Annotated in this window: 15 protein-coding genes and 1 tRNA gene; 8 read left to right on the top strand and 8 right to left on the bottom strand. The window is 49.7% G+C overall.

What is annotated here, in order from left to right; all coding sequences use genetic code 11:
* Positions 1-36: 36 nt before the first annotated feature.
* Positions 37-1,494 (bottom strand): M20 family peptidase, encoded by a 1,458-nt coding sequence (locus HNQ57_RS16890; RefSeq protein ID WP_184464983.1) that lies wholly within the window; start codon positions 1,492-1,494, stop codon positions 37-39.
* Positions 1,495-1,505: 11 nt separating this feature from the next.
* Positions 1,506-4,040: a TonB-dependent receptor gene (locus HNQ57_RS16895; RefSeq protein WP_184464985.1), complete on the bottom strand. Its 2,535-nt coding sequence runs from the start codon at positions 4,038-4,040 to the stop codon at positions 1,506-1,508.
* Positions 4,041-4,244: 204 nt separating this feature from the next.
* Here HNQ57_RS16895 and HNQ57_RS16900 point away from each other — a divergent pair.
* Positions 4,245-4,321 (top strand) — tRNA-Pro (locus HNQ57_RS16900).
* Positions 4,322-4,650: 329 nt separating this feature from the next.
* A complete protein-coding gene (locus HNQ57_RS16905) occupies positions 4,651-5,490 on the top strand; it encodes an alpha/beta hydrolase (protein WP_184464987.1) in 840 nt (279 codons plus the stop codon).
* Positions 5,491-5,883: 393 nt separating this feature from the next.
* Here HNQ57_RS16905 and HNQ57_RS16910 read toward each other — a convergent pair whose 3' ends face one another.
* Together HNQ57_RS16910 and HNQ57_RS16915 are read right to left on the bottom strand one after the other, a co-directional pair.
* Positions 5,884-6,720, bottom strand: a complete 837-nt coding sequence (locus HNQ57_RS16910; RefSeq protein WP_184464989.1) for a helix-turn-helix domain-containing protein — start codon at positions 6,718-6,720, stop codon at positions 5,884-5,886.
* Positions 6,721-6,913: 193 nt separating this feature from the next.
* On the bottom strand, positions 6,914-7,591 hold the full coding sequence (locus tag HNQ57_RS16915) for a TetR/AcrR family transcriptional regulator (protein WP_184464991.1): 678 nt from the start codon (positions 7,589-7,591) through the stop codon (positions 6,914-6,916).
* A gap of 126 nt (positions 7,592-7,717) precedes the next feature.
* On the opposite strand from HNQ57_RS16915, the gene HNQ57_RS16920 reads away from it, so the two are divergent.
* From HNQ57_RS16920 to HNQ57_RS16930, 3 genes are all read left to right on the top strand, one after another.
* On the top strand, positions 7,718-8,806 hold the full coding sequence (locus HNQ57_RS16920) for a TIGR03857 family LLM class F420-dependent oxidoreductase (RefSeq protein WP_184464993.1): 1,089 nt from the start codon (positions 7,718-7,720) through the stop codon (positions 8,804-8,806).
* 9 nt (positions 8,807-8,815) lie between these two features.
* The gene (locus tag HNQ57_RS16925) at positions 8,816-9,880 is read left to right on the top strand and encodes a phosphotransferase family protein (protein ID WP_184464995.1); all 1,065 of its coding nucleotides are present in this window, start codon (positions 8,816-8,818) and stop codon (positions 9,878-9,880) included.
* A 129-nt stretch (positions 9,881-10,009) separates the two neighbouring features.
* Positions 10,010-10,426, top strand: coding sequence for a cupredoxin domain-containing protein (locus HNQ57_RS16930; protein WP_184464997.1), 417 nt, complete (start codon positions 10,010-10,012; stop codon positions 10,424-10,426).
* Positions 10,427-10,808: 382 nt separating this feature from the next.
* Here HNQ57_RS16930 and HNQ57_RS16935 read toward each other — a convergent pair whose 3' ends face one another.
* Both HNQ57_RS16935 and HNQ57_RS16940 read right to left on the bottom strand, forming a co-directional pair.
* Entirely contained in the window at positions 10,809-11,156 is a 348-nt protein-coding gene (locus HNQ57_RS16935; RefSeq protein ID WP_226968215.1) for a hypothetical protein, read from the bottom strand.
* A gap of 41 nt (positions 11,157-11,197) precedes the next feature.
* On the bottom strand, positions 11,198-11,632 hold the full coding sequence (locus HNQ57_RS16940) for an OsmC family protein (protein ID WP_184465001.1): 435 nt from the start codon (positions 11,630-11,632) through the stop codon (positions 11,198-11,200).
* A 231-nt stretch (positions 11,633-11,863) separates the two neighbouring features.
* Between HNQ57_RS16940 and HNQ57_RS16945 the strand changes: the two genes are divergently transcribed.
* Complete coding sequence (locus HNQ57_RS16945; RefSeq protein ID WP_184465003.1) at positions 11,864-13,018, top strand: tetratricopeptide repeat protein; 1,155 nt, start codon at positions 11,864-11,866, stop codon at positions 13,016-13,018.
* Positions 13,019-13,068: 50 nt separating this feature from the next.
* Here HNQ57_RS16945 and HNQ57_RS16950 read toward each other — a convergent pair whose 3' ends face one another.
* Both HNQ57_RS16950 and HNQ57_RS16955 read right to left on the bottom strand, forming a co-directional pair.
* Positions 13,069-15,711 (bottom strand): TonB-dependent receptor domain-containing protein, encoded by a 2,643-nt coding sequence (locus tag HNQ57_RS16950; protein WP_184465005.1) that lies wholly within the window; start codon positions 15,709-15,711, stop codon positions 13,069-13,071.
* A 124-nt stretch (positions 15,712-15,835) separates the two neighbouring features.
* Positions 15,836-17,527, bottom strand: coding sequence for a hypothetical protein (locus HNQ57_RS16955; protein ID WP_184465007.1), 1,692 nt, complete (start codon positions 17,525-17,527; stop codon positions 15,836-15,838).
* Between the two features lie 282 nt (positions 17,528-17,809).
* On the opposite strand from HNQ57_RS16955, the gene HNQ57_RS16960 reads away from it, so the two are divergent.
* Positions 17,810-19,276: an NAD-dependent succinate-semialdehyde dehydrogenase gene (locus tag HNQ57_RS16960; RefSeq protein WP_184465009.1), complete on the top strand. Its 1,467-nt coding sequence runs from the start codon at positions 17,810-17,812 to the stop codon at positions 19,274-19,276.
* Between the two features lie 156 nt (positions 19,277-19,432).
* Positions 19,433-19,622 (top strand): hypothetical protein (locus HNQ57_RS17735; RefSeq protein WP_221301779.1); only part of this gene is annotated, 190 nt, incomplete at its 3' end.

Here is a 19,622-nt window from a genome sequence, read left to right on the forward strand (position 1 = left end):
CAATTAAGCGCTAGCGCGCACTAGCCACACACCCACTTAAAGCTCAGCCGAACGCCGTATCAGCAGATAATACAAGCGCGCCGAATCAATAAAGCTAGCAGTGGACACGCGCTCATCGGTGCCGTGCATTCCCGCCAACTCTTCTGGCCCCACCTCAAGTCCTAGAAAACGGTAGCTGGCGTCACTAATTGCTTCGAAATGACGAGCATCCGTCGCCCCCACCACGATCCGAGGGGCAACCAAGGTATCTGGCCGCACTTCGCGGATTAAGCGGCTTAATAGCTTGAACCCCGGTGCATCAAGCGGCGCCACTGCCGACGGATTATTAGAAAAATCACTGTAGAGCGACACAGTGACCTCGGGGTCGTCAATAACCGTTGTTACATAGTGGATAACGGAATCCACTGTGTCACCGGGCAAAATCCGAAAATTAACCACTGCCTCGGCACGCTGAGGCAAGACATTGTCTTTTACGCCAGCCGTCATCATTGTTGCGGCGGTGCTGGTTCGAATACCGGCGCTGGTTGCCGGCATCGCCGACAACATTGCTTCCGCCAATGGCCCAAATAGCCACAAATTGGCAAATACGACTCGTTGCACAAAAGGCGCCGCAGACCCCAGCGCCATGAGGGTATCCCGAGTAAAACTGAGGTCTGCCGGAAACGGGTGGTTCTCTAGTCGGTTAATTGCCCGCGCCACCAAACCTAAAGCTGTGTGGCGCGGTGGCATTGAGGCGTGACCACCCAAGCCTTGGGCGCTAATTTTCAAACTGGTGTAACCTTTTTCCGCTGGCCCAATCAGCGCCACCCGACCGTCCACCCCCGGAATCAAGCCCTTGGTCACAAAGCCGCCTTCGTCCAGTAAAAAGCCAAGACGCACACGGCGATCTGCCAGTACCTTTGCCATGGCCTTCGCGCCTTGGCCACCCACTTCTTCGTCGTGACCAAAGCCAAAATATATTGAGCGCTCCGGCACAAAACCCTCGGCCAGTAGACGCTCAGCCGCTTCTAGCAAGCTAATTAAGCTCCCTTTATCATCAAGCGCGCCCCGCCCCCAAATAAATCCATCGGCCACCACTCCCGCGAAGGGTGGATGAGTCCACTCACTTTCACTACCGACCGTGACCGGCACCACATCTTGATGGGCCAAAAACATCACCGGTAGCTGCTCACCACTCCCCTGCCAGTGCAGCAAGAGCGACTGGCCCGCCAAAACTTCGACCTCGAGCTGACTAAAAACCAGAGGGTAGCGCTGAGTTAGAAAGGCATGAAAGTCGGCAAAGGCCTCGGTGTCTACCGGAATATCTGCACCGCGAGAAACGGTGGGAATCTGTATTGCTGCACTTATGCTTGCAAGGGCTCGATGCTCATCCCACTCAAGACTAGTCGCGGTTTCAAGTGGCTCGGGTTCAAGCCCAAATTGCAGGCCTCGCCATAACACCACGGCGCTTAATAGTAATAAGGCCAAGAGTGTTAGGCCCAAGAGCTTTTTCATAATGTATTCCCTTACTGGAACTGGTAGCTCACTTCAAGGCCAAAGTGACGGGGTGCACCCGGCACTCTATTCGCTACGCCAATTACACTGGTCACCGCAATACCGCCAACAAAATAGGGCGTGTCTTTTAGGTTATTAATATAAGCACTCACATTTAGGCGTTCGCTCGCTTCCCACATCAGGCGACCATTAAAGGTTTCGTACTGGTCTATGAAGGAGCTGTCATAGTCGCCGCTGAGATAATCCGTACCAATAAAAATCTCGTCAGAGTAATAATATTGCAGGCTGGGCACGAATAGACCGAACTCAGTCTGTATATCGTACTGCACCACCATTCCTCGGACATTCTGTGGCACTTGCGGAAAGGCTTCATCGCTGCGATCGACAATAGCGAAACCGTCAGCAGTATTGGTACCTAAATTGTATTCAATAAAATCGCCGTCGGTATAGCCCGCATTGGCATTGATCGTCCAGCTACCCAGCAGCGCAGTGAGCTCGACCTCAAAACCGTCAACCACGGCTTTACCCGCATTGCCGGTAAATTGCACCACTTCCGTATTGGTGTTGCCCCGCTCATACAACGCCACTTGCAGGTCGGTATAGTCGAGCTGATACGCCGCCACGTTAAAACGCAAACGCTGATCTAAGGCATCAATCTTTACACCAATCTCGGTATTGCGCACTTGCTCGGGTTCGAATTGCTGAATATTTGAACCGGTTTGGGTGGAGCGCACGTCGAGGCCGCCAGATTTGAAACCGTCACTGATGGTCACGTAAGCAATCAAACTATCTACGTTTAAGCTACTGACGAGTTCATCCGGCGCAATCATATTCGCCGTCAGCAATGGCGTAAACTCCGAGAAACGAGTACTTCCCGCAATCGACGGCAAGAACACTAGGGGTACTTCCGGGGCCTGATAAGCAAAGTACTGGTCGCGACTCACTGGACTGTAAATACCGTCCATCACATGAACAACAGGACTAATAATAGCCAGATTACTGCCAATCTGAGCATTGAGACGGTTAGCGTACTCGTCGTAGTCCGGCACCACCATGGTGTGCACGCTGCGGCGATCTTCCTCGGTATAACGCAAACCCAGGGTCATTTGTAGCCAGTCGTAAACGTCCCACGACGCCTGGGCAAAAATCGCCTTGGTTTCGTTTTCGTAATCCGCCAACGAAGCTGTATTGGCCTGCACCGGCAGCAGCAAATCTGGCGGTACCGGCACCGGCAAATCTACGGCTGCACTGCCCGGTATCCCAACCAAGCCGTTGTCACCAACATCGGTGCCGTCAAGGGTGTTGCTCAGTTCCTCGCGCGCGTAAAACACACCAAAGGTCAGATTCACGGTATCGTCGAGCAAGCTGCCATTAAACTTTAATTCTTGAGTAAATTGATTGCGCTCGGCATCTGGCGCGGTCATGCCTCCGCCTTGAAACACAATATTGCCGGCATTAGGGCCAACACTGACACTGCGCACCGCGGTGCCGTCGGAATCGCCGCTGATGCGAATATTGTTCTGAAAGGCGTAGCTCGTAATGCTCTCCATATCAAAACCCCGCACAGGCAAACGCAAGGTCAACGCATGCATTTGATTATCGATGGCATAAACCGCATCGTCGTCGTTTTGATTCACTGCAAACTGATCCGCCAAGGCCGTGCTAGCATCACATGCCGCCTGCAAATTTTCACCGCCGTCGCCGCGATAAACACCTTGCGTCAAGATTGCGCCGCTGTTTTGGAATTGACAGTTATAGGGTGTACCGCGCTCGTCTATGCGGCTAAGGAAGCTAAAAAAATCCACTTCAAAACTGTCGTTAACGTCCCAAATAGTACGCTGAGATACCGCCACGCGGTCTTCATCGAACAAATTATGATCGGACGCCACATTATCAATATAGCCGTCGCTACGTTTGGAACTGAGAGCAAAACGTGTGCTGATTGCATCCCCCGCCCAGGGCACATTGGCATTCAACTTGGCGTCTTTACGGCCGTAGCTACCAACGGTAATACGGCCAGACACTTCCAGCGCGTCGATATGCGGACGTTTTGAGTCTACCAGCAGCGCACCGCCAATATTGTTTTTACCAAACAGCGTGCCCTGAGGGCCCCGCAGTACTTGGATATTCGCCACATCTACGGCGTCAAGGAGCTGCGCGTCCGAACGCGGCACATAGACCCCGTTTAAATAAATGCCGACACCGGGATCCAACACTGGGTTACCTGAGCGCTGGCCAATACCGCGAATAAAAATCGCCGGCGCCTTGAAATTCGTTTGGGAAAATTGCAGGCTCGGACTCAGTGTTTCAACATCGGCAATAGAGCTAACTCCCATCGCGTCCAAATAATCTGAACCTAAAGCCGTCACGGCTAAAGGCGTTTCCTGGAGGCTTTCTTCCCGTCGGCGGGCCGTGACCACCACCTCTTCGAGTACTGCTTTAGCACGGGGCGTCGTCGATGACTCCGCGTGCAAGAAGCCAGAGCCAAGCAATAACGGCGATAACACCGACATCCCCAACCCCCAAGTCTGTAGACGCAGCAGCATAAAACACTCCCCAGTAAATTATTATTTATGGGCCACATCCTAGCTTGTTACAGAGAATTAACCAATGTTCTCATAGAGAACATCCATGAAACTTTCTCCACAACACTTTGCTCGCCAAACCGCGCAGTATCGCAAAGCCAAAATTGAGGAGGGGAATACACTTTGATATAGTTAATTGCTTATACACATGCCAGCAATAGCAAGCGGAATGTAGCTCAGCTTGGTAGAGCACTGCGTTCGGGACGCAGGGGTCGGAGGTTCGAATCCTCTCATTCCGACCAAGTCTAAAAGATATTCAGCGCTCGCACTGCGCCTAGCCCGATGCACAAGGCAAAGATAATGTTTCAAAACCAGCTAGGGCAATGAATCAATCTAATGGAATAGATTTACGCTGAATACTCGCCTACTAGAAACGCTATTAATCCCCACTACGCAATGACGAGGCCCTAGCCCTGATCAACGCCGGAGAGCAGAAGAGCCGGTCACATATTGAACGCATTCGAATCCAAATCCATATCCGCCGTTTGCTAGATCAGTTATTGAAAAAAATCGACGCTCAGATACAGTACCCGCACCGTCACTCAATACGCCTAAAAAGAGATATTTTCAGATGCCTGCTCACGTAGAAAGTTTTACCAACGCCAAGGGGCTAAACATACATACCCGCAGTTGGTCGGTCTCTGAGGCTAAGGCCCACGTTGTTATTGTGCATGGCCTTGGTGAACACGGCGCTCGCTATCAGGCGCTGGCAGAAACCCTGAATAATAGCGGCTATAACTGCTATGCGCTCGACCACCTCGGGCATGGTTTGTCTGAGGGTAAAAAAGGTCATATCGATAGTTTTTCGATGTTTGTCGACACCACCGTCGAGTTTATTCAGCGCGTCCGCGCCACTGCGCCAAAACTTCCCTGCTTTATGATTGGCCACAGCATGGGTGGTCTCATCGCCACCAATGTGCTGATTCAAAACCCTAAACTAATTGATGCCTGCGTGCTGTCTGGTGCCGCGATTGCCACCGATGAGGCCGTTGGCCCGCTGCTAAAACGCATTTTGAAAACAATAGCAGTGGTATTTCCCCGCCTGCCGGTTTTCGCCGTTGACCCAAGCTTGGTTTGCAGCGTACCCCAGGTGGTCGCTGAATACCGTGAAGATCCATTGGTGCTCAGTGGCAAGGGCACTGCAAATTTAATTGTCGAAATATTGGCCGGTAGCGTCCGGGCGATGGCCGGCGCAAACACAATCAATACCCCGATGTTACTTTTGCACGGCGAACAGGATGCGCTCGCCCACCCCAAAGGCTCGCAAATGCTTTACGACACCATTGCATCGACCGACAAAAAAATAGTGATATACCCCAAGCTCTACCACGAAATTTTTCACGAAGCATGCAAATACGAAATTTACGTCGATATAGCCGAGTGGCTTAACAAACGCCTAAACAGTCACTAAAGTAATTTATAGGAATATACTGCGCCGCTAAATGTCAGTCCTTTGGCAGTACTTATGAGATGGTTTATCGCCCCTTGCGCAATACCGCTCAACATTCGCTGGGTAAAGGTGATCTGTGCCAGGCGCTAAGCAAACACAAGGACTGCGTTTTGGTGCCCGCTCGCCTTAACTGAGAGCCAAAAGATAAGCAGAGCGAAAGCGTAGAGTTAAACGATTTTATAGCTGGACGGACCACAAACCTAAATCCTCTGCATCAGTTAATCTCAAGCCTCACTGGTGGGCTTGAGCGCGACATTATCATGCCTCCAATCACGCATTACCGCCCTGTTCAAGAGGGTAAGCAACAACACGGTTATGCATCACTGCTTACCCTCAGCAATGACGAACCCGCTATTAATAAAATAATAGGGGATGACTCAATTCCGCCCCACCCAAGGAAGCAAAATCGTAGCTTGCGTCTTCAGGGTAGAGGGTAATAATACTGAGGTGGGGCTGAGAGGCGAACGCACTTGGCCCCAATGCGCCGGCCATAGTGCCAACACTAAAAAAGCGCTTCACTTCTCCCGCGATATTAATAGGCACCCTGAAACTTGCCATAGGCTCAGTATGCGCCGCGCGCTGCCGCCAATCAGTCGGCACACTCGGGTAGGCCTGCAATCGCGCTAATGCCTTTTCGGCATTGACGTCACCGGTAAGCAGCGCGGATTGCTGGATCGACATCAAAATAGCCGACAAGGTATCAGCCCAATCGCCGGCGGCATCTTCCACCACCGCCTGGGCAAACAAAAAATCATAAAAATTACTCAGCGATGCCAAACCATCCACATCGAGCAAACTTCCGTAAAAATTTACCCAACCTCGATTCACCATAAGAATATTTGCCGAGCCATCGACAACCGATGCGGGATAGGGGTCGAGGGTTCGCAAGTGCATCATCATTGCCTTGCGCAACCACTTGAGCTCTGGTGCATTAAAATCAACCGGCTCTTCATTCGGCGCAAAGCCCGCCGCAATTAACAAATGATTCAAATCGCGCTTGCCCAAACTCAGGGCCCGCGCAATATCGAGCACCATGGTTTCACTGGCACGGCTACTGCCGTTCTCCAATCTACTAATATGCCTTGGTGAACTGCCTAAACGCCCCGCCAGTGCCTCTTGGCTTACACCGTGCACGCCACGCCAAAACTTTAAGAATCGGCCAAATACTGATTTAGAATCCGTACTCTGCATTTGCAATTACGCTCACGTTTTCGCCGAATCTTTCACATCGATTCAGCCACCCTATTTTTTAAATACAAATTCCTAGTTTTTAGCAATTTGCGCAGATTTACGTCGCACTACGATTACACTAGTTCAGTAAGCACCCGCTAATGCATTGCCGCATTAGCGGTCATAAATATTAAGATTAATTGCTCAAAAGCATTCACACAGCTTGCTCAAGCAATGCTTTTAATCCCTCAACCGAACGATCCACGGTGGCCGACCAAAGTGGCTCAAGGTCTTGCAGCGCCAGATGCGCCATAATCTGCGGGTAAGCGACCGCACTGTCCGCGGCGGATAAACGCTGAACTACTCTTGCATCACTTGCATGAATTTCAAACACCGCAAAGCCCATCACCGCCCACAATAATCCCTGTGCGTGCAACACGGCCGGACCAATCGGCATGCCCTGCGCCTGCAGCAGCGCAGTCACCGCGTCTATTTTACTCAGTGCAGCGGGCGCTGTACCTGCCAGTCCGATTAAAAATGGCAGACCAGGATGTGATTTTACTGCGCCGCGGAGGGAGTTCATCCAGCTCCGCAACTGCTGGTCCCATTCCAAGTCAGTATTTAATGATAGTTCCAGTGCTGCCAGCGCCTGCTCAGCCAAGACTTCAAACAGCGCCTCTTTGCTCGGAAAGTAAGTGTACAAATTTCCCGGCACAGTATCTAAGCGTTTAGCGAGTTGGCGTAGCGAGAAAGACTCACCACCACTGTGCTGCAATAGCGCCATTGCCGCGTCGAGAACCTGCTCTCTAGACAGCCGCGCCGGGCGACCTGCAGCCACATCGGCAGACGACTTTCTGGGTTTGGCGCCTAAATTCAAACCATCTTCTGACATTTAAAGCTCCCAAATATTGACATAATGAACGCCGTTCACTTATATTACTGATCACCGTTCACTAATTATACTGGTAAGCGGATAAAAACCCAAAAAGAACACCGGCACTCACTCTCGGATATAGTCATGACTACAGCAAGCCATCTTTCAGAATTCCCCGAGCTCGGCTTTTATACGCTACCGGGACACACAGAGAACCCCGCCGACATACTAAGCGAGGTTCGTCAGGCCGAGGCATTAGGCCTAGGCTCAGCGTGGATATCCGAGCGTTTTGACGTAAAAGAAGTCGCCGCGCTGGCGGGCGCAGCCGGCGCAGTGACCAATAAATTATTTATCGGCAGCGGCGCGACCAATATCAATTCCCGCCACCCCATGCTCACAGCAACTATGGCGACGACGCTGCATCGCCTCACCCAAGGCCGCTTTGCACTCGGCGTGGCCAGGGGCGTAGGCATTCGCTACGACTTGATGGGCATGGAGAAAATGACCAACGCGCATCTCGCTGAATTTGCTGGATTAATGCGTCAGCTATGGCAGGGTGAGCGCGTTAGTCACAACGGCAAGCTCGGTCACTTTCCCTATCTGCACATGAGCAAGTGGATGAACGAAGATATTCCCCTGATGTTTGTTGGCTTTGGCCCCAAAAGCCTCAAATTTGCCGGAAGTCTATTTGACGGCGTTATTCTCCATACCTTTTTATCTGACGACGCACTCAAACGAGCCGTTGCCCATGTTCGTGAAGGGGCTGAAGCGGCGGGCCGCGACCCCTACTCAGTAAAGGTATGGAGCGTAATGGCCACCGCCTGTGATGCCGACGAAGCTACCTACCTAAAATATATCGTCGCACGTATGGCGACGTATCTGCAGGCGCCCCACTACGGCGAGCTACTGGTTAATACCAATGGCTGGGATCTGGCCGTGTTAGAGCGCTTCCGCGCTGACGAAGTCGTCAGTGCCATGCCAGGTGGAATCGACAGCGTCGCGACGATCGACCAGCTTAAACACATCCGCACACTGCTCCCTGAGTCATGGCTACCTGCCGCAGTAGGAAGCCCCAAAGTCTGCGCACAACGCTTTCAGGATCAGTTTAATGCCGGCGCTGACGGCGTCATTATTCATGCCAGTACACCAAGTGAATTCGCGCCGGTGCTGGACGCCTACCGAGTTATCCGCGATACCGCACGCTTTGCTGATCGCACTAACCGTCCCTGCTGAGATACTCCAATGACTCAAGAATTGCGCCCCACCCCAAGCCTCGACGCCCCCGACACAGTTCGCCTTAGCTTACAGGACTGGCTCACAGAATCCGTTTACCCCAAGCGCAACGTTATTATTCCGGCGATAGTCATCCCCGAAAATACCGGGATGTCGAACATCACGCTGTTATTCGATTGCGTGCTCGACGACCAAGAAACGATGCCCATGGTAGCGCGCCTGCAAGCTCAGGGTGACAAGCTCGCGTTCCCTGAGTACAACCTGCCTATGCAGTACGCAGCAATGGAGGCCCTAGGCAAAATATCGGGTTTACAGCTTCCACAACTCGTCGCACAGGAGCCGAGTGGCGAGATTTTAGGGACGCCGTTTTATATCATGCAGCGCTGCGACGGCCGCATTCCGCCAGATATGCCTCCCTACCATATGGACGGCTGGCTATTAGACGCAAGTCCCGCCGACCGTAAAGCACTATGGAATAGCGCGATCAGTATGATCGCTACTCTACACGCCCAAGATCCAACGGCAGCGCCGCTGGCCGAATTTATCCAGCAGCATCACTTCCCGAAATCCCTCGATGAGCAGCTCAGCTACTGGGAGCATTATATGGACTGGGGATTGGAAGGCGCGCGCAACGAGGCCTGCGAACAAGCCTTGGCATGGCTGCGCCAGCATCAACCCGAGGAGCAATGTCTGCGCCTATGTTGGGGTGACTCGCGAATGGCTAATGTGATATTTGACCCCACCAAAAATGAAATCGCGGCACTACTCGACTGGGAAATGCTCTGTATGGGCGATCCATTGCAAGACATTGCATGGTGGATTTTTATGGATGAAGTATTCAGTCACGGCATTGGCATACCGCGACTTGAGGGCTTCCCCGACATTGATACCAGCGCGCAATTATGGTCTACACTCAGCGGGCATAAGTACGACAAGCTACATTACTATCGCGTGTACGCGGGCATGCGTATTTCATTGATTCTTGCGCGGATGTCACTAGCAACCGACGGCAGCATGGTCGAAGACAGCTTTGCCAGCCAATACACCCTTAAAGTAATGTCGGAAAAGAACTAGGCTGGTATCATTTATTAGCAAGCGTGCTTAGCACGCAAAACGCGGCAATATTGACGAGCGCAGTAATCTATCCCGACCACTGTTGAGTAAACGCTGCGCTAGCCGCCAAACATTAAGACGGAGATGGGCATGAATTATCGACCACTGATTTTTATCCTCATTTCTGCTGTCGCGTTAACAGCGCTATTTGTCGTATTAAAACCCGCCCCGAAGTCACCAATCCAACAAGAACCCACTGTAAATAGGGGAAAGACAAACGCAGCGCCGGAACGATCTGCACGCAGGTTTGAACTTGTTATTGAGGGCGGCGCACTGGCTTCTGGCCCCCGACGCATCGAAGTTCAGCAAGGCAGCGCGATCGAAATTAAGGTCATCACCGATCATGCAGACGAATTACACCTCCACGGCTATGACCTAAAATTACAACTCACCGCCGGTGAGCCTGCCACACTAGCCTTTAGCGCAGATCACTCGGGACGCTTTGGCCTTGAGCTGCATCATAGCCACGGCGAAATTGCCACACTGGAAGTCATGCCTACACCCTAATATTCAATTCATAATCATCAAAATACTGAGCTCAAATAAAGTTCTAAAGGGTCTCCCGCACGCCACGACGAACAGCTAAGCGATTCGCCGCCAGCGTCACACTCACAAACGCTAAGATTTGATTAGCCTGCTAGATAACAAGGCCACTACGAAGATTGCAATATGAGCAGCATTATAATGGAGATGATCAGCGTCATTACTGAACAGCTGCAAGACGCTGGTATAGGCCTACGCGACACTACCATTAACGACGAATAACCGCACGGCACGGTTATCCACACTGGTCTTGTCGACACATTGGCGCAAGCACAGATTAAAGAAACCTTAGGTCACTATTCAATGACAATTGAATTTAATTAGAAAACCATTGGCAATCACCGAATTATGGATACCTATGCCTAAAATAGAGCACCAACACCACAAACATCGCACAGAGCGCAACGCCCACTAACAGCTCGTTTAATACTGGCGAAAAAACAAACAGGAAACCTTGCCCCTTAATGAGCGCAGAAAAACTGGACACAGCAAATGGCATCATAAACAAACGAGCCGTTTGCCATCGACTACCGCTAGCATCAACACTGAGCATTAAACCCAAGCCAATAATTGCGCTGATACCCAGCGCATTTATCCAAATTTTAGGGGCGGGATCAAAATAAAAGTAGACTGTAGTCAAATACCAAATCAAGTAGCACCACAACACTATTTTTCCATTTTTGATCTTTGCCAAATACCGTCCTAGCGCCGTCATATAAAACTTACCCCAGCCTATTACTTACTTAGTACATTAATTTCTAAGCACTTTTTTGCCGACAGAGAATTACTCACAATACATATCTTCTCTGCCTTACGAAGCAGGGTTTCCGCTTTTGATCTACTCGCGGCATCCGCAACAAGCAACGTCACGGAAATCGTTATCTTAGTGAACAACATACTGCGCTCGACTTTATCTAACTCACCCTTGCAGTGACACTCAATAGATAGCCAGTCTAACTTAGCCAACTCCGCCACCGTTCGAAATGACAGAACAAAACAATTCGCCGCAGCCGCCATGAGCAACTCCTCAGGCGACCATTTATCGCCCGGGCCACCGAATTGGCTTGGCGCATTAACCGCCAATGCGGGTAAATGATCTGCAAAAACGTTTAAGGATCCCTGCGGATGCCCGCTTACGGTTACCGAGTAGTGAAGTGGTAATTCATGCATGACTTATCCCCAGCGACATAGAAAATTGGTTTTAATAGGCACGTCCGCAAAATACGTAGCCATAAATATCAGGTCAAAAATAACAGTATATTTATTGAAGGCCCGGCGCTGAATCGGCTACTTACCAATGCCTGCAGAAGACTAATAAACTAAACAGCTCGCAGTATTTACTGACCCACCGTGGTAAATTACGCTTGTAACGCGGAATAATAAACAAATGCGATGTATTTTATGAAAATAAAATCCCCTAGTTCAGCTATTGCGCTCGCCATTTTCATTAGCGGGGTAGGCAGCCTTGCACCTGGCTGCGCTAGCAGCCAAAGCCAATCCTCGGTACAAATCGACCCGCCGCCAGCAAATGCAGTTGCAAACTTATTAAACAATGATATACACCCCATCACCGCAAAATCTGCTTTCTCACCCGAGGAGAACATTCTCGCTATCGACGCCGATATGCGATATTTCGTTGAAGAAAATGTACCTGCTGCCTTAAGCCCTCGGGCCCGCTTGAGCTATCTCTTAGACGCCATGGTTCGACCCTCGCAGCTCGGTCTATCATATGACCCAGGGATTACATTTAACGCAACTGAGACCTTTTATGCGCGAAAGGGTAACTGCCTGTCGTTAAGCTCCTTATTCATTGCCTTGGCACGAGAGGCTAACCTCAACGCCTATTACAATGAAGTGACGATTCCGCCCAGCTGGGACATGGTTAGTGACAACAGCATGGTGTTTTATAAGCACATTAACGTCGTCGTCGATTTTGGCGAAGACGGACAGGAAATCGTTGATCTTAGTGTTGATAATTACGAGTATCACTACCCGCAACACCGACTCAGCGAACAAGAAGCGGCCGCCCAACATTACAATAATCGTGGTGCCGAGTTTCTTAACCAGGGCAAGAACGACGAAGCGATGCGCTATTTCCATAGAGCGCTCTATTTAGACCCGCAAGCCGGGCATATTTGGGGGAATTTAGGTACTTTATTTCGTCGACTTGGTCACCAGCAAGATGCAGAGTTAGCCTACCGACAAGCGCTAACCTTAAATATTAACGATCAAGTTGCTATTAGCAATCTAAGTCGCCTGTATCGTGAACAAGGTGATACCGAGAAAGCGCGTGAGCTTGAGAAAGTAGCGGAGGAATTCAGAAAGGAAAATCCATTTTGGCACTATACCCGTGCAAAAGCGGAGTATGAAAAAGGAGAGTATGCAAATGCTTTGCAAGCGATAAAGCACGCTATTGCACTCAGAAAGAATGAACACCGTTTTTACCGTTTTGCATCCTTGATCTATTTTCGACAGGGAAAGCGGGATTTGGCTGTTACCTACGCCGAAAAGGCTGCGAAGCTTAAAGTGGCATCGAGTGCCAATATCGAAAATTAAAAAAGAACGTCAAGCTGACGTTCTTTTTTATTGAAAGCAGAGTTTTAAAATTAGTATTTCCAGCTTAAATCAAGCCCAAAACTCGTGCCTACTTCCTGCTCTAAAATCACAACATTTTGACCGCTACTATTCTTCTGCTCAAACTCTCGCTTGGCATTAAGCAAATTACCGAGCTTAACTTTGACAGAAATATGTTCAGTGGGGTAGTAATTATAAATAAGATCCAATGAACCGAAGGGCTGTTCAAAAGCGTCATCATTACCCGATGTACCAGCAAAGAAAATTCGCTCGCCGGAAACGTTATATAGCAACGATGCACTATGCTGTTCGTTCGGAGAATCATAACCCAAAGAAGCATTCACCACATATTTAGAGTGCCCAGTAAGTCGACGGTCGGTATTGGTTACTTCATTATTGGTGGTTATGGTAATTTCAGAGTCGCTCAAGGTGACATTACCTGACATAAACAAACCTGCGGGCAAGGTTTTCAGGCCCTCAAACTCAATCCCGTAGACTTCACCTGAATCACCGTTAATATAACGCAGCACCGTGTCGTCATCTGAGCCAGCCCCTTCAACTTGCTCAATAGGCAATTGCAAATCCTTATAAAAAAGTGACACGGTAAAATTATCGCCACCGTCGTAATAGAATTCACTACGCAGATCGTAGTTTCGCACCTCCGTGGACTTCAATCGAGGATTGCCAAATACCCGCACACTCAACTCCGGATCGATATACGCAACGTCGGCGAGTTCACGCAGATCGGGCCGCACGACAGTTTCACTCACACTAAAACGCAACTGAAACTCATTGGCAGCAAGTAGATCAACACCAGAATAGGTAAGTGCAATACTCGAATAGATATCATCATTCTGTACTGCAAAGGTCTGTTTAGGATCTTTAAGCGCATTGATTAGCTGCTGGTTAAATACCCCAGTAAAATCCAACAAGTTCACCGGTAAGACTGCTTGCTGATACTCTTCCCAACGTGCACCCGCAGTCAGTCGCCATTCTTCACTCACGCGGAAGTCTACTTCGCCAAAAACGGCTCCGATTTTCTGCGCGGCCACATAGCTTTCATTACCGAAACCCGAGCCCATAGAAATATCAAAGCTATTAGCGGGATTGGCAATACTCCCGTCGGAGAAAACACTGGCAGGTGTACCCACAGTCGACAATGTGCCGACATTGGCCGTGTAGCCATAATATTCACGAGTTTTATCAGAATTCCACCATCCGCCTGACAAATTCAATTCTCGTCCTGAAAGATCTACAGGAAGAGAAAATTTCCCACCCCAACTTTCAACGCTGTCTTTCAGTGACAAAAACTCGAACTGACCGGACGACGAGGATTTTGATATATAAGGCGTTGGTTCAGCTGTATTTCGATCTAAAGAGCCAATAAAACTCGTTGCATTCGGAATATCAGTTGTGGCTTCTGCGTCAGAGTAAAACCAGTCGAGGCTGAGCATCTCCAAGGCCGTTAGTGGCGCGAAATTGCCCAAGCGGTGGCTACCTTTTATTTGACTTAAGACCAATTCACGCTCTTCCATGCGTGTCGCATAATTCCGATCTGGGCTATTGTCTACCACCGGATTATCATTGCTAAAGCTTGTGGTGATTCGCGCCTCATCGGAATCATTCTGAATATTATAATGACTCAACTGCACCGAGTGGTCTTGAGCGTACTCTGCACCAAGCACAAACGCCAACGTGGTGCGCTCCTCATGTACTGTGCGCTCTACCTCTGCAAAGTTGGTTTCTGGACTACCGATGCTGCGTTTGGTCTGATTTTTATTGCGATAATCCTCATCATAAGCACCGCTAATTGAGGCACCTAAAACCAGCTCGTCGGCTACATCCCAAGCATTTCCAAGATCAACTTTTATATCGCGATCTCGATCTAAACTACCCTGGGAAATAGCGACGTTACGGTTTAGCGACAGAATCAAATCCCGCTGAATACCCTCTGCTTGCTCACGCGTTACCGCGTTGCCAGAATCATTTTCAACATCGTATATATTAGTTTGTGACAAATCACCTTGATAACGACTTATGGCCGAGCGCAATGCACCGGGAAGCGCACTTGAGCCGCTATCAGGGTAGCTTAAGCCATCATCGCTCTCGCTATTAAAACCGGTACCGATACTAATCGCGGCAACAGGCCCCGATGGAACGTTACGGGTGCGGATATCAATTGCGCCGCCACCAAAGTTAGCGGGCAAATCCGGCCCCCAAGATTTCTGTACTTTCAGAGATTCAACAATACTCGCAGGAAATAAATCTAAAGGAATAACGCTCCGAGCTAAGTCTGGTGAAGGCACCGCCGCGCCATTAACAGTGACATTGCTGTAGCGCTCGCCTAAACCACGAATATAGATAAATTTATTGTCGATCAAGGTTACACCAGTCACGCGGCGAAGCGCGGAACCAACATCGCTATCACCCGCACGCGAGATTGCTTCAAACCCTAAAAAGTCAGCTGAATAAGGTAGCTCTAAACGTTCATCAACCAATGAAGCTGCAACACTTTGCAAGCGGCCGACTACAACCACTTCTTCTAAGGCAGATGGCGAAAATATTTCGGCGTTACCGGTATCTGCTTCTTGAGCGATAACAGCGCCTGTAAAACTGCTGGTCACCAGCGCAACAGCCATTGCTAGCGGCGTCAGCGAAAATCGTGTAGTTAACATAATCATAATCCTAAGTGCTCTGAAAAATGCCCCTCTCTTGGGAGGGGCGTTCAAGCGCTATACTGCCGATGGGCCGCCAGAAGCAGGCCCACCTCCCTAATAAATCAAGGGGTTTGAGAACGACTTAGGGATTCAGTGGCGCAGTCAAGCCAACTGTCCAGCCCGCCAACCAATCATCACCGGCATTCGCGCCACCGAGGTAGGTCGGCTTGGCGAAGAAACTTGCGTCGATAGTTGAGACATCAGTCAAGGCGCTAGCCTGGTCAAATACCGGCGTGCCAGCGCCATTAGTAATTGCTGCCGCCGTTTTATAACCGCGGGTACCCACGCCACCAACGATCAAGCTTTGAGCAGGAAGATCTGCACCAGTGATAATAACGTTGTTGGTGTTGTCGTTAGCCGGGGTATCTGCATTAATACCGCCACCAGCAAGCCAATTCACCAAGTCGAAATTACCTTTGGTCGCACCACTTACTTTCGTTGCTTCGGTACATGCAATTACGTTACTGCTGGCTTTGCTTGTTTTGTCTTGAGCCGCATCAATAGTTTGTGGCCCCTCAGTATCATCCAACTCTAAACACTCTTGACTGGCCATGCCGGCCGCATTTGAGGTTACAATTGAGTTATACATTTGAAAGTGCACACCTTCCCGGAACAAGGGGCCTTCAGAGTCGCCCTTCGAGGTCGCGTTAACACCCGTATTTTCCTTAATGCCCGATGTTACACAGGTCATATTGGAGATAATGAGATTCGTCTTGGGGGTGATGCCGTCGCCGCGATTAGAGCCAGTATTATCCCCTTCGATACAGCGGTTGGCTCCCGACGTGTGTACTACCACAGCGTATTGAATTTTACCGTTATAACCTTCCGAGTAATCGATTGAATCATCACCCGCATTAACGACAACAATGTGATCTAGATTGACCGCACCACCAAACATTTCAAAACCGTCGTCTTGAGTGGTGTAAGCCTGAACATGACTGATAATAGTCCCGCTACCAACACCGTTTAAAGTGACAGCATTCAACTCATTACCGTCGATAACTTCAAAACCAGCGTGCTTAACGACCACATATTTCAGTACACCCGAGCTTTCTGCATTGTTATTACCACCGTAAGTGGCTGGCTGCCCTTCTGCCTCTTGATTACAGTTATGAACATTGTTTGCGGTAGCAACAAAATCGCTCACCGCGCCAGTACCAGAGCCTGAAGCAGTACCGTCATGGCACTTGTTAGTCTTGCCGTTACCATTAATTTGCAAACCACCCCAAAGACCGCGGTCGTCTTCAGTGGCTACGCCATCGATGTCTTCATCTGCCGTAAAGGTGATTGGCGAGCCGGGTGTGCCTTCCGCAAAGATTTGCGAACCACGCGCTATACGCACATAACTTTCTGGACGCTTAAATACCATGGTGACACCGGCATCGATTGTTAACTTGGTGCCTTCACCTTCTTGTGGAATTAATGTGCCGGCAGCAGCAGCTTGCGCATCAACGTCATCACCTATAAACAAACTATCTGCAAATTCGTGAACTCCAGCTATGGTCTGGAACTTCACCGTAGGAGCGGTAATTGGGTTAGCAGAGCTTACGAAGCTAGCAGGATAGAAACAGTCAGCACCAACAACCTGCCCCTGATAGGTCTGACCTGATTCAACATACGATGCACATGGGTTTGAACCACCACTACCACCGTTACTAGTACTATTATCAACACTATTATCGATATTAGTTGGGCTCAGATTAATATCGCCGCCACCACAAGCTGCAAGTAACAAAGCAGACGACATTGCTGTCAATGCGAATATCTTTTTCATATGAACTTATCTCCGGAACAGACTCTAAGGTTTTCTAGGATTGTATTAATGGGGCACATCTTAGGGAGGTTTGGTGACAGATATATGAAGCGGGCATTTCAGTTATATGACAAATCAACAAGTTCAATATAAAGTGGACAACTCCGGATTTTAATTTAGCTGAATATTATTACGCGCATATAGTCCGACCTACCCGGCTTATCCCGCATCCACATTGAATACCTCGGTAGCTGGCAGTAGGATGTGCAATTGATCCTAAATAGACATAAATAGGAATTGGTTATGCAACTACGCAATCCCAATCTTCTTAGAGGCGAATCTTATATTGCTGGTATGTGGCAGCAGGGAGAGGACCTTCAAACTTTTGCCGTCCTAAATCCAGCCACCGGCGAAACCATACTGAATGTCGCCGACTTAAATGATCGGGATGCCGAACGAGCAATCGCTGCGGCCCATGCTGCTAAACCTGGTTGGGCAGCGCTCACCGTAAAAGAGCGCGCTAAATTATTGCGTCGCTGGTTTGATCTCATCATGGAAAATCAAGACGATCTAACGCTAATATTAACTACCGAACAAGGTAAGCCCTTAGCTGAGGCTAAGGGTGAAATTGCCTATGGCGCCAGTTATATCGAATGGTTTGCTGAAGAAGCAAAGCGCGTCTACGGCGATATTATCGCGCCGCCCAACAACAGCCAGCGTTTATTTGTTATTAAACAAGCAATTGGCGTTGTTGCGTCTATTACACCATGGAACTTCCCCAATGCCATGCTCGCCCGCAAAGCGGCTCCGGCACTCGCGGCTGGATGCACCTTTGTAGCCAAGCCTGCACATGAAACCCCTTTATCAGCAATCGCATTAGCCGTTCTTGCCGAACAAGCCGGAATCCCTGCCGGCGTCTTTAATATAGTTTGTAGCAGCAGCGCACCCACTATCGGCAAAGTAATGACTAGCAGCCCCTTGGTCAGTAAATTAAGTTTTACAGGTTCGACTCAAGTAGGGAAAACATTGTTAGAACAATGCGCCGGCACAGTTAAAAAAACGTCTATGGAACTGGGGGGCAACGCGCCTTTTATTGTATTCAACGACGCCAATCTCGATTTAGCGATAAAGGGCTTAATGAGCTCAAAATTTCGCAACGCTGGGCAAACCTGTGTTTGCACCAACCGTATCTACGTACAACGTGAAATACACGAGGCCTTTGTCGAAAAACTCAGCACGGCGATGGAAGCACTTCATACCGGCAACGGTAGCCGCGCCCACGTTAACATCGGCCCGCTCATTACGACCAAGGCAGTTGCCAAGGTAACGTCGCTCGTAGACGACGCAGTCACCAAAGGTGCGAAAGTAATATACCAGGCGAAGGTCGATACTAACGCCGGAGATATAGACACCCACTTCTACCCCCCAACCCTAATTAGCGGCGTAAACAAGGATATGCAAATTAGCCGCGACGAAATATTCGGGCCCGTCGCCGCTATTTCCATTTTCGATACCGAAGAAGAAGTACTTGCCTCAGCCAACGACACGGAATTTGGTCTCGCCTCCTATTTCTACACCAGCGACATCAGCCGCGTTTGGCGTTTTGGCGAGGCCCTAGAATACGGGATAGTGGGTATTAACGAAGGCTTGATCTCTAACGAGATGGCCCCCTTCGGCGGTATTAAAGAGTCTGGCTTTGGCCGCGAAGGCTCGAAGTACGGCATTGAGGACTATATGGAAATTAAGTATATGTGCCTTGGCGGGATTTGATTGTTTGCGAGAGACGCTTGACGTGAGACGGTGAACGCACGGTGATCGGGAGATGCGTTACGAGAGACGGAAGACGCTAAAACTTAAAAGCCCCAGTAGGGTTTCCTGCTGGGGCTTTTTTGTGGGTATTGCGTAAGGCTGGGAACCGGAGACTTGGTGTTGATTTTATCTTTTGCGTCTTCCGTCTCCCGTCTCCCGTCTAGCATTGAGCTGCCGCGGGTACTGCGGGTTATAAAAAGAACTAAAAAAATCAGCGTTGCAGCACTTAATAAAGTTTGGCGCGTAGTGATGACCTACTTTGTGTTGCGAGCAGTGCTCGCAATCCCTTTGGGACGCTTCCGCTTCG

This window comes from Zhongshania antarctica (assembly GCF_014202945.1).
GTDB lineage: Bacteria > Pseudomonadota > Gammaproteobacteria > Pseudomonadales > Spongiibacteraceae > Spongiibacter > Spongiibacter antarcticus.

Bases quoted from the DNA above. Each gene is read 5' to 3' on its own strand.
- HNQ57_RS16940 (WP_184465001.1), bottom strand. From the start codon at position 11,632: ATGCATGAATTACCACTTCACTACTCGGTAACCGTAAGCGGGCATCCG.
- HNQ57_RS16950 (WP_184465005.1), bottom strand. From the start codon at position 15,711: ATGTTAACTACACGATTTTCGCTGACGCCGCTAGCAATGGCTGTTGCG.
- HNQ57_RS16930 (WP_184464997.1), top strand. From the start codon at position 10,010: ATGAATTATCGACCACTGATTTTTATCCTCATTTCTGCTGTCGCGTTA.
- HNQ57_RS16915 (WP_184464991.1), bottom strand. From the start codon at position 7,591: ATGTCAGAAGATGGTTTGAATTTAGGCGCCAAACCCAGAAAGTCGTCT.
- HNQ57_RS16955 (WP_184465007.1), bottom strand. From the start codon at position 17,527: ATGAAAAAGATATTCGCATTGACAGCAATGTCGTCTGCTTTGTTACTT.
- HNQ57_RS16960 (WP_184465009.1), top strand. From the start codon at position 17,810: ATGCAACTACGCAATCCCAATCTTCTTAGAGGCGAATCTTATATTGCT.
- HNQ57_RS16905 (WP_184464987.1), top strand. From the start codon at position 4,651: ATGCCTGCTCACGTAGAAAGTTTTACCAACGCCAAGGGGCTAAACATA.
- HNQ57_RS16920 (WP_184464993.1), top strand. From the start codon at position 7,718: ATGACTACAGCAAGCCATCTTTCAGAATTCCCCGAGCTCGGCTTTTAT.
- HNQ57_RS16890 (WP_184464983.1), bottom strand. From the start codon at position 1,494: ATGAAAAAGCTCTTGGGCCTAACACTCTTGGCCTTATTACTATTAAGC.
- HNQ57_RS16925 (WP_184464995.1), top strand. From the start codon at position 8,816: ATGACTCAAGAATTGCGCCCCACCCCAAGCCTCGACGCCCCCGACACA.
- HNQ57_RS16910 (WP_184464989.1), bottom strand. From the start codon at position 6,720: ATGCAGAGTACGGATTCTAAATCAGTATTTGGCCGATTCTTAAAGTTT.
- HNQ57_RS16895 (WP_184464985.1), bottom strand. From the start codon at position 4,040: ATGCTGCTGCGTCTACAGACTTGGGGGTTGGGGATGTCGGTGTTATCG.
- HNQ57_RS16945 (WP_184465003.1), top strand. From the start codon at position 11,864: ATGAAAATAAAATCCCCTAGTTCAGCTATTGCGCTCGCCATTTTCATT.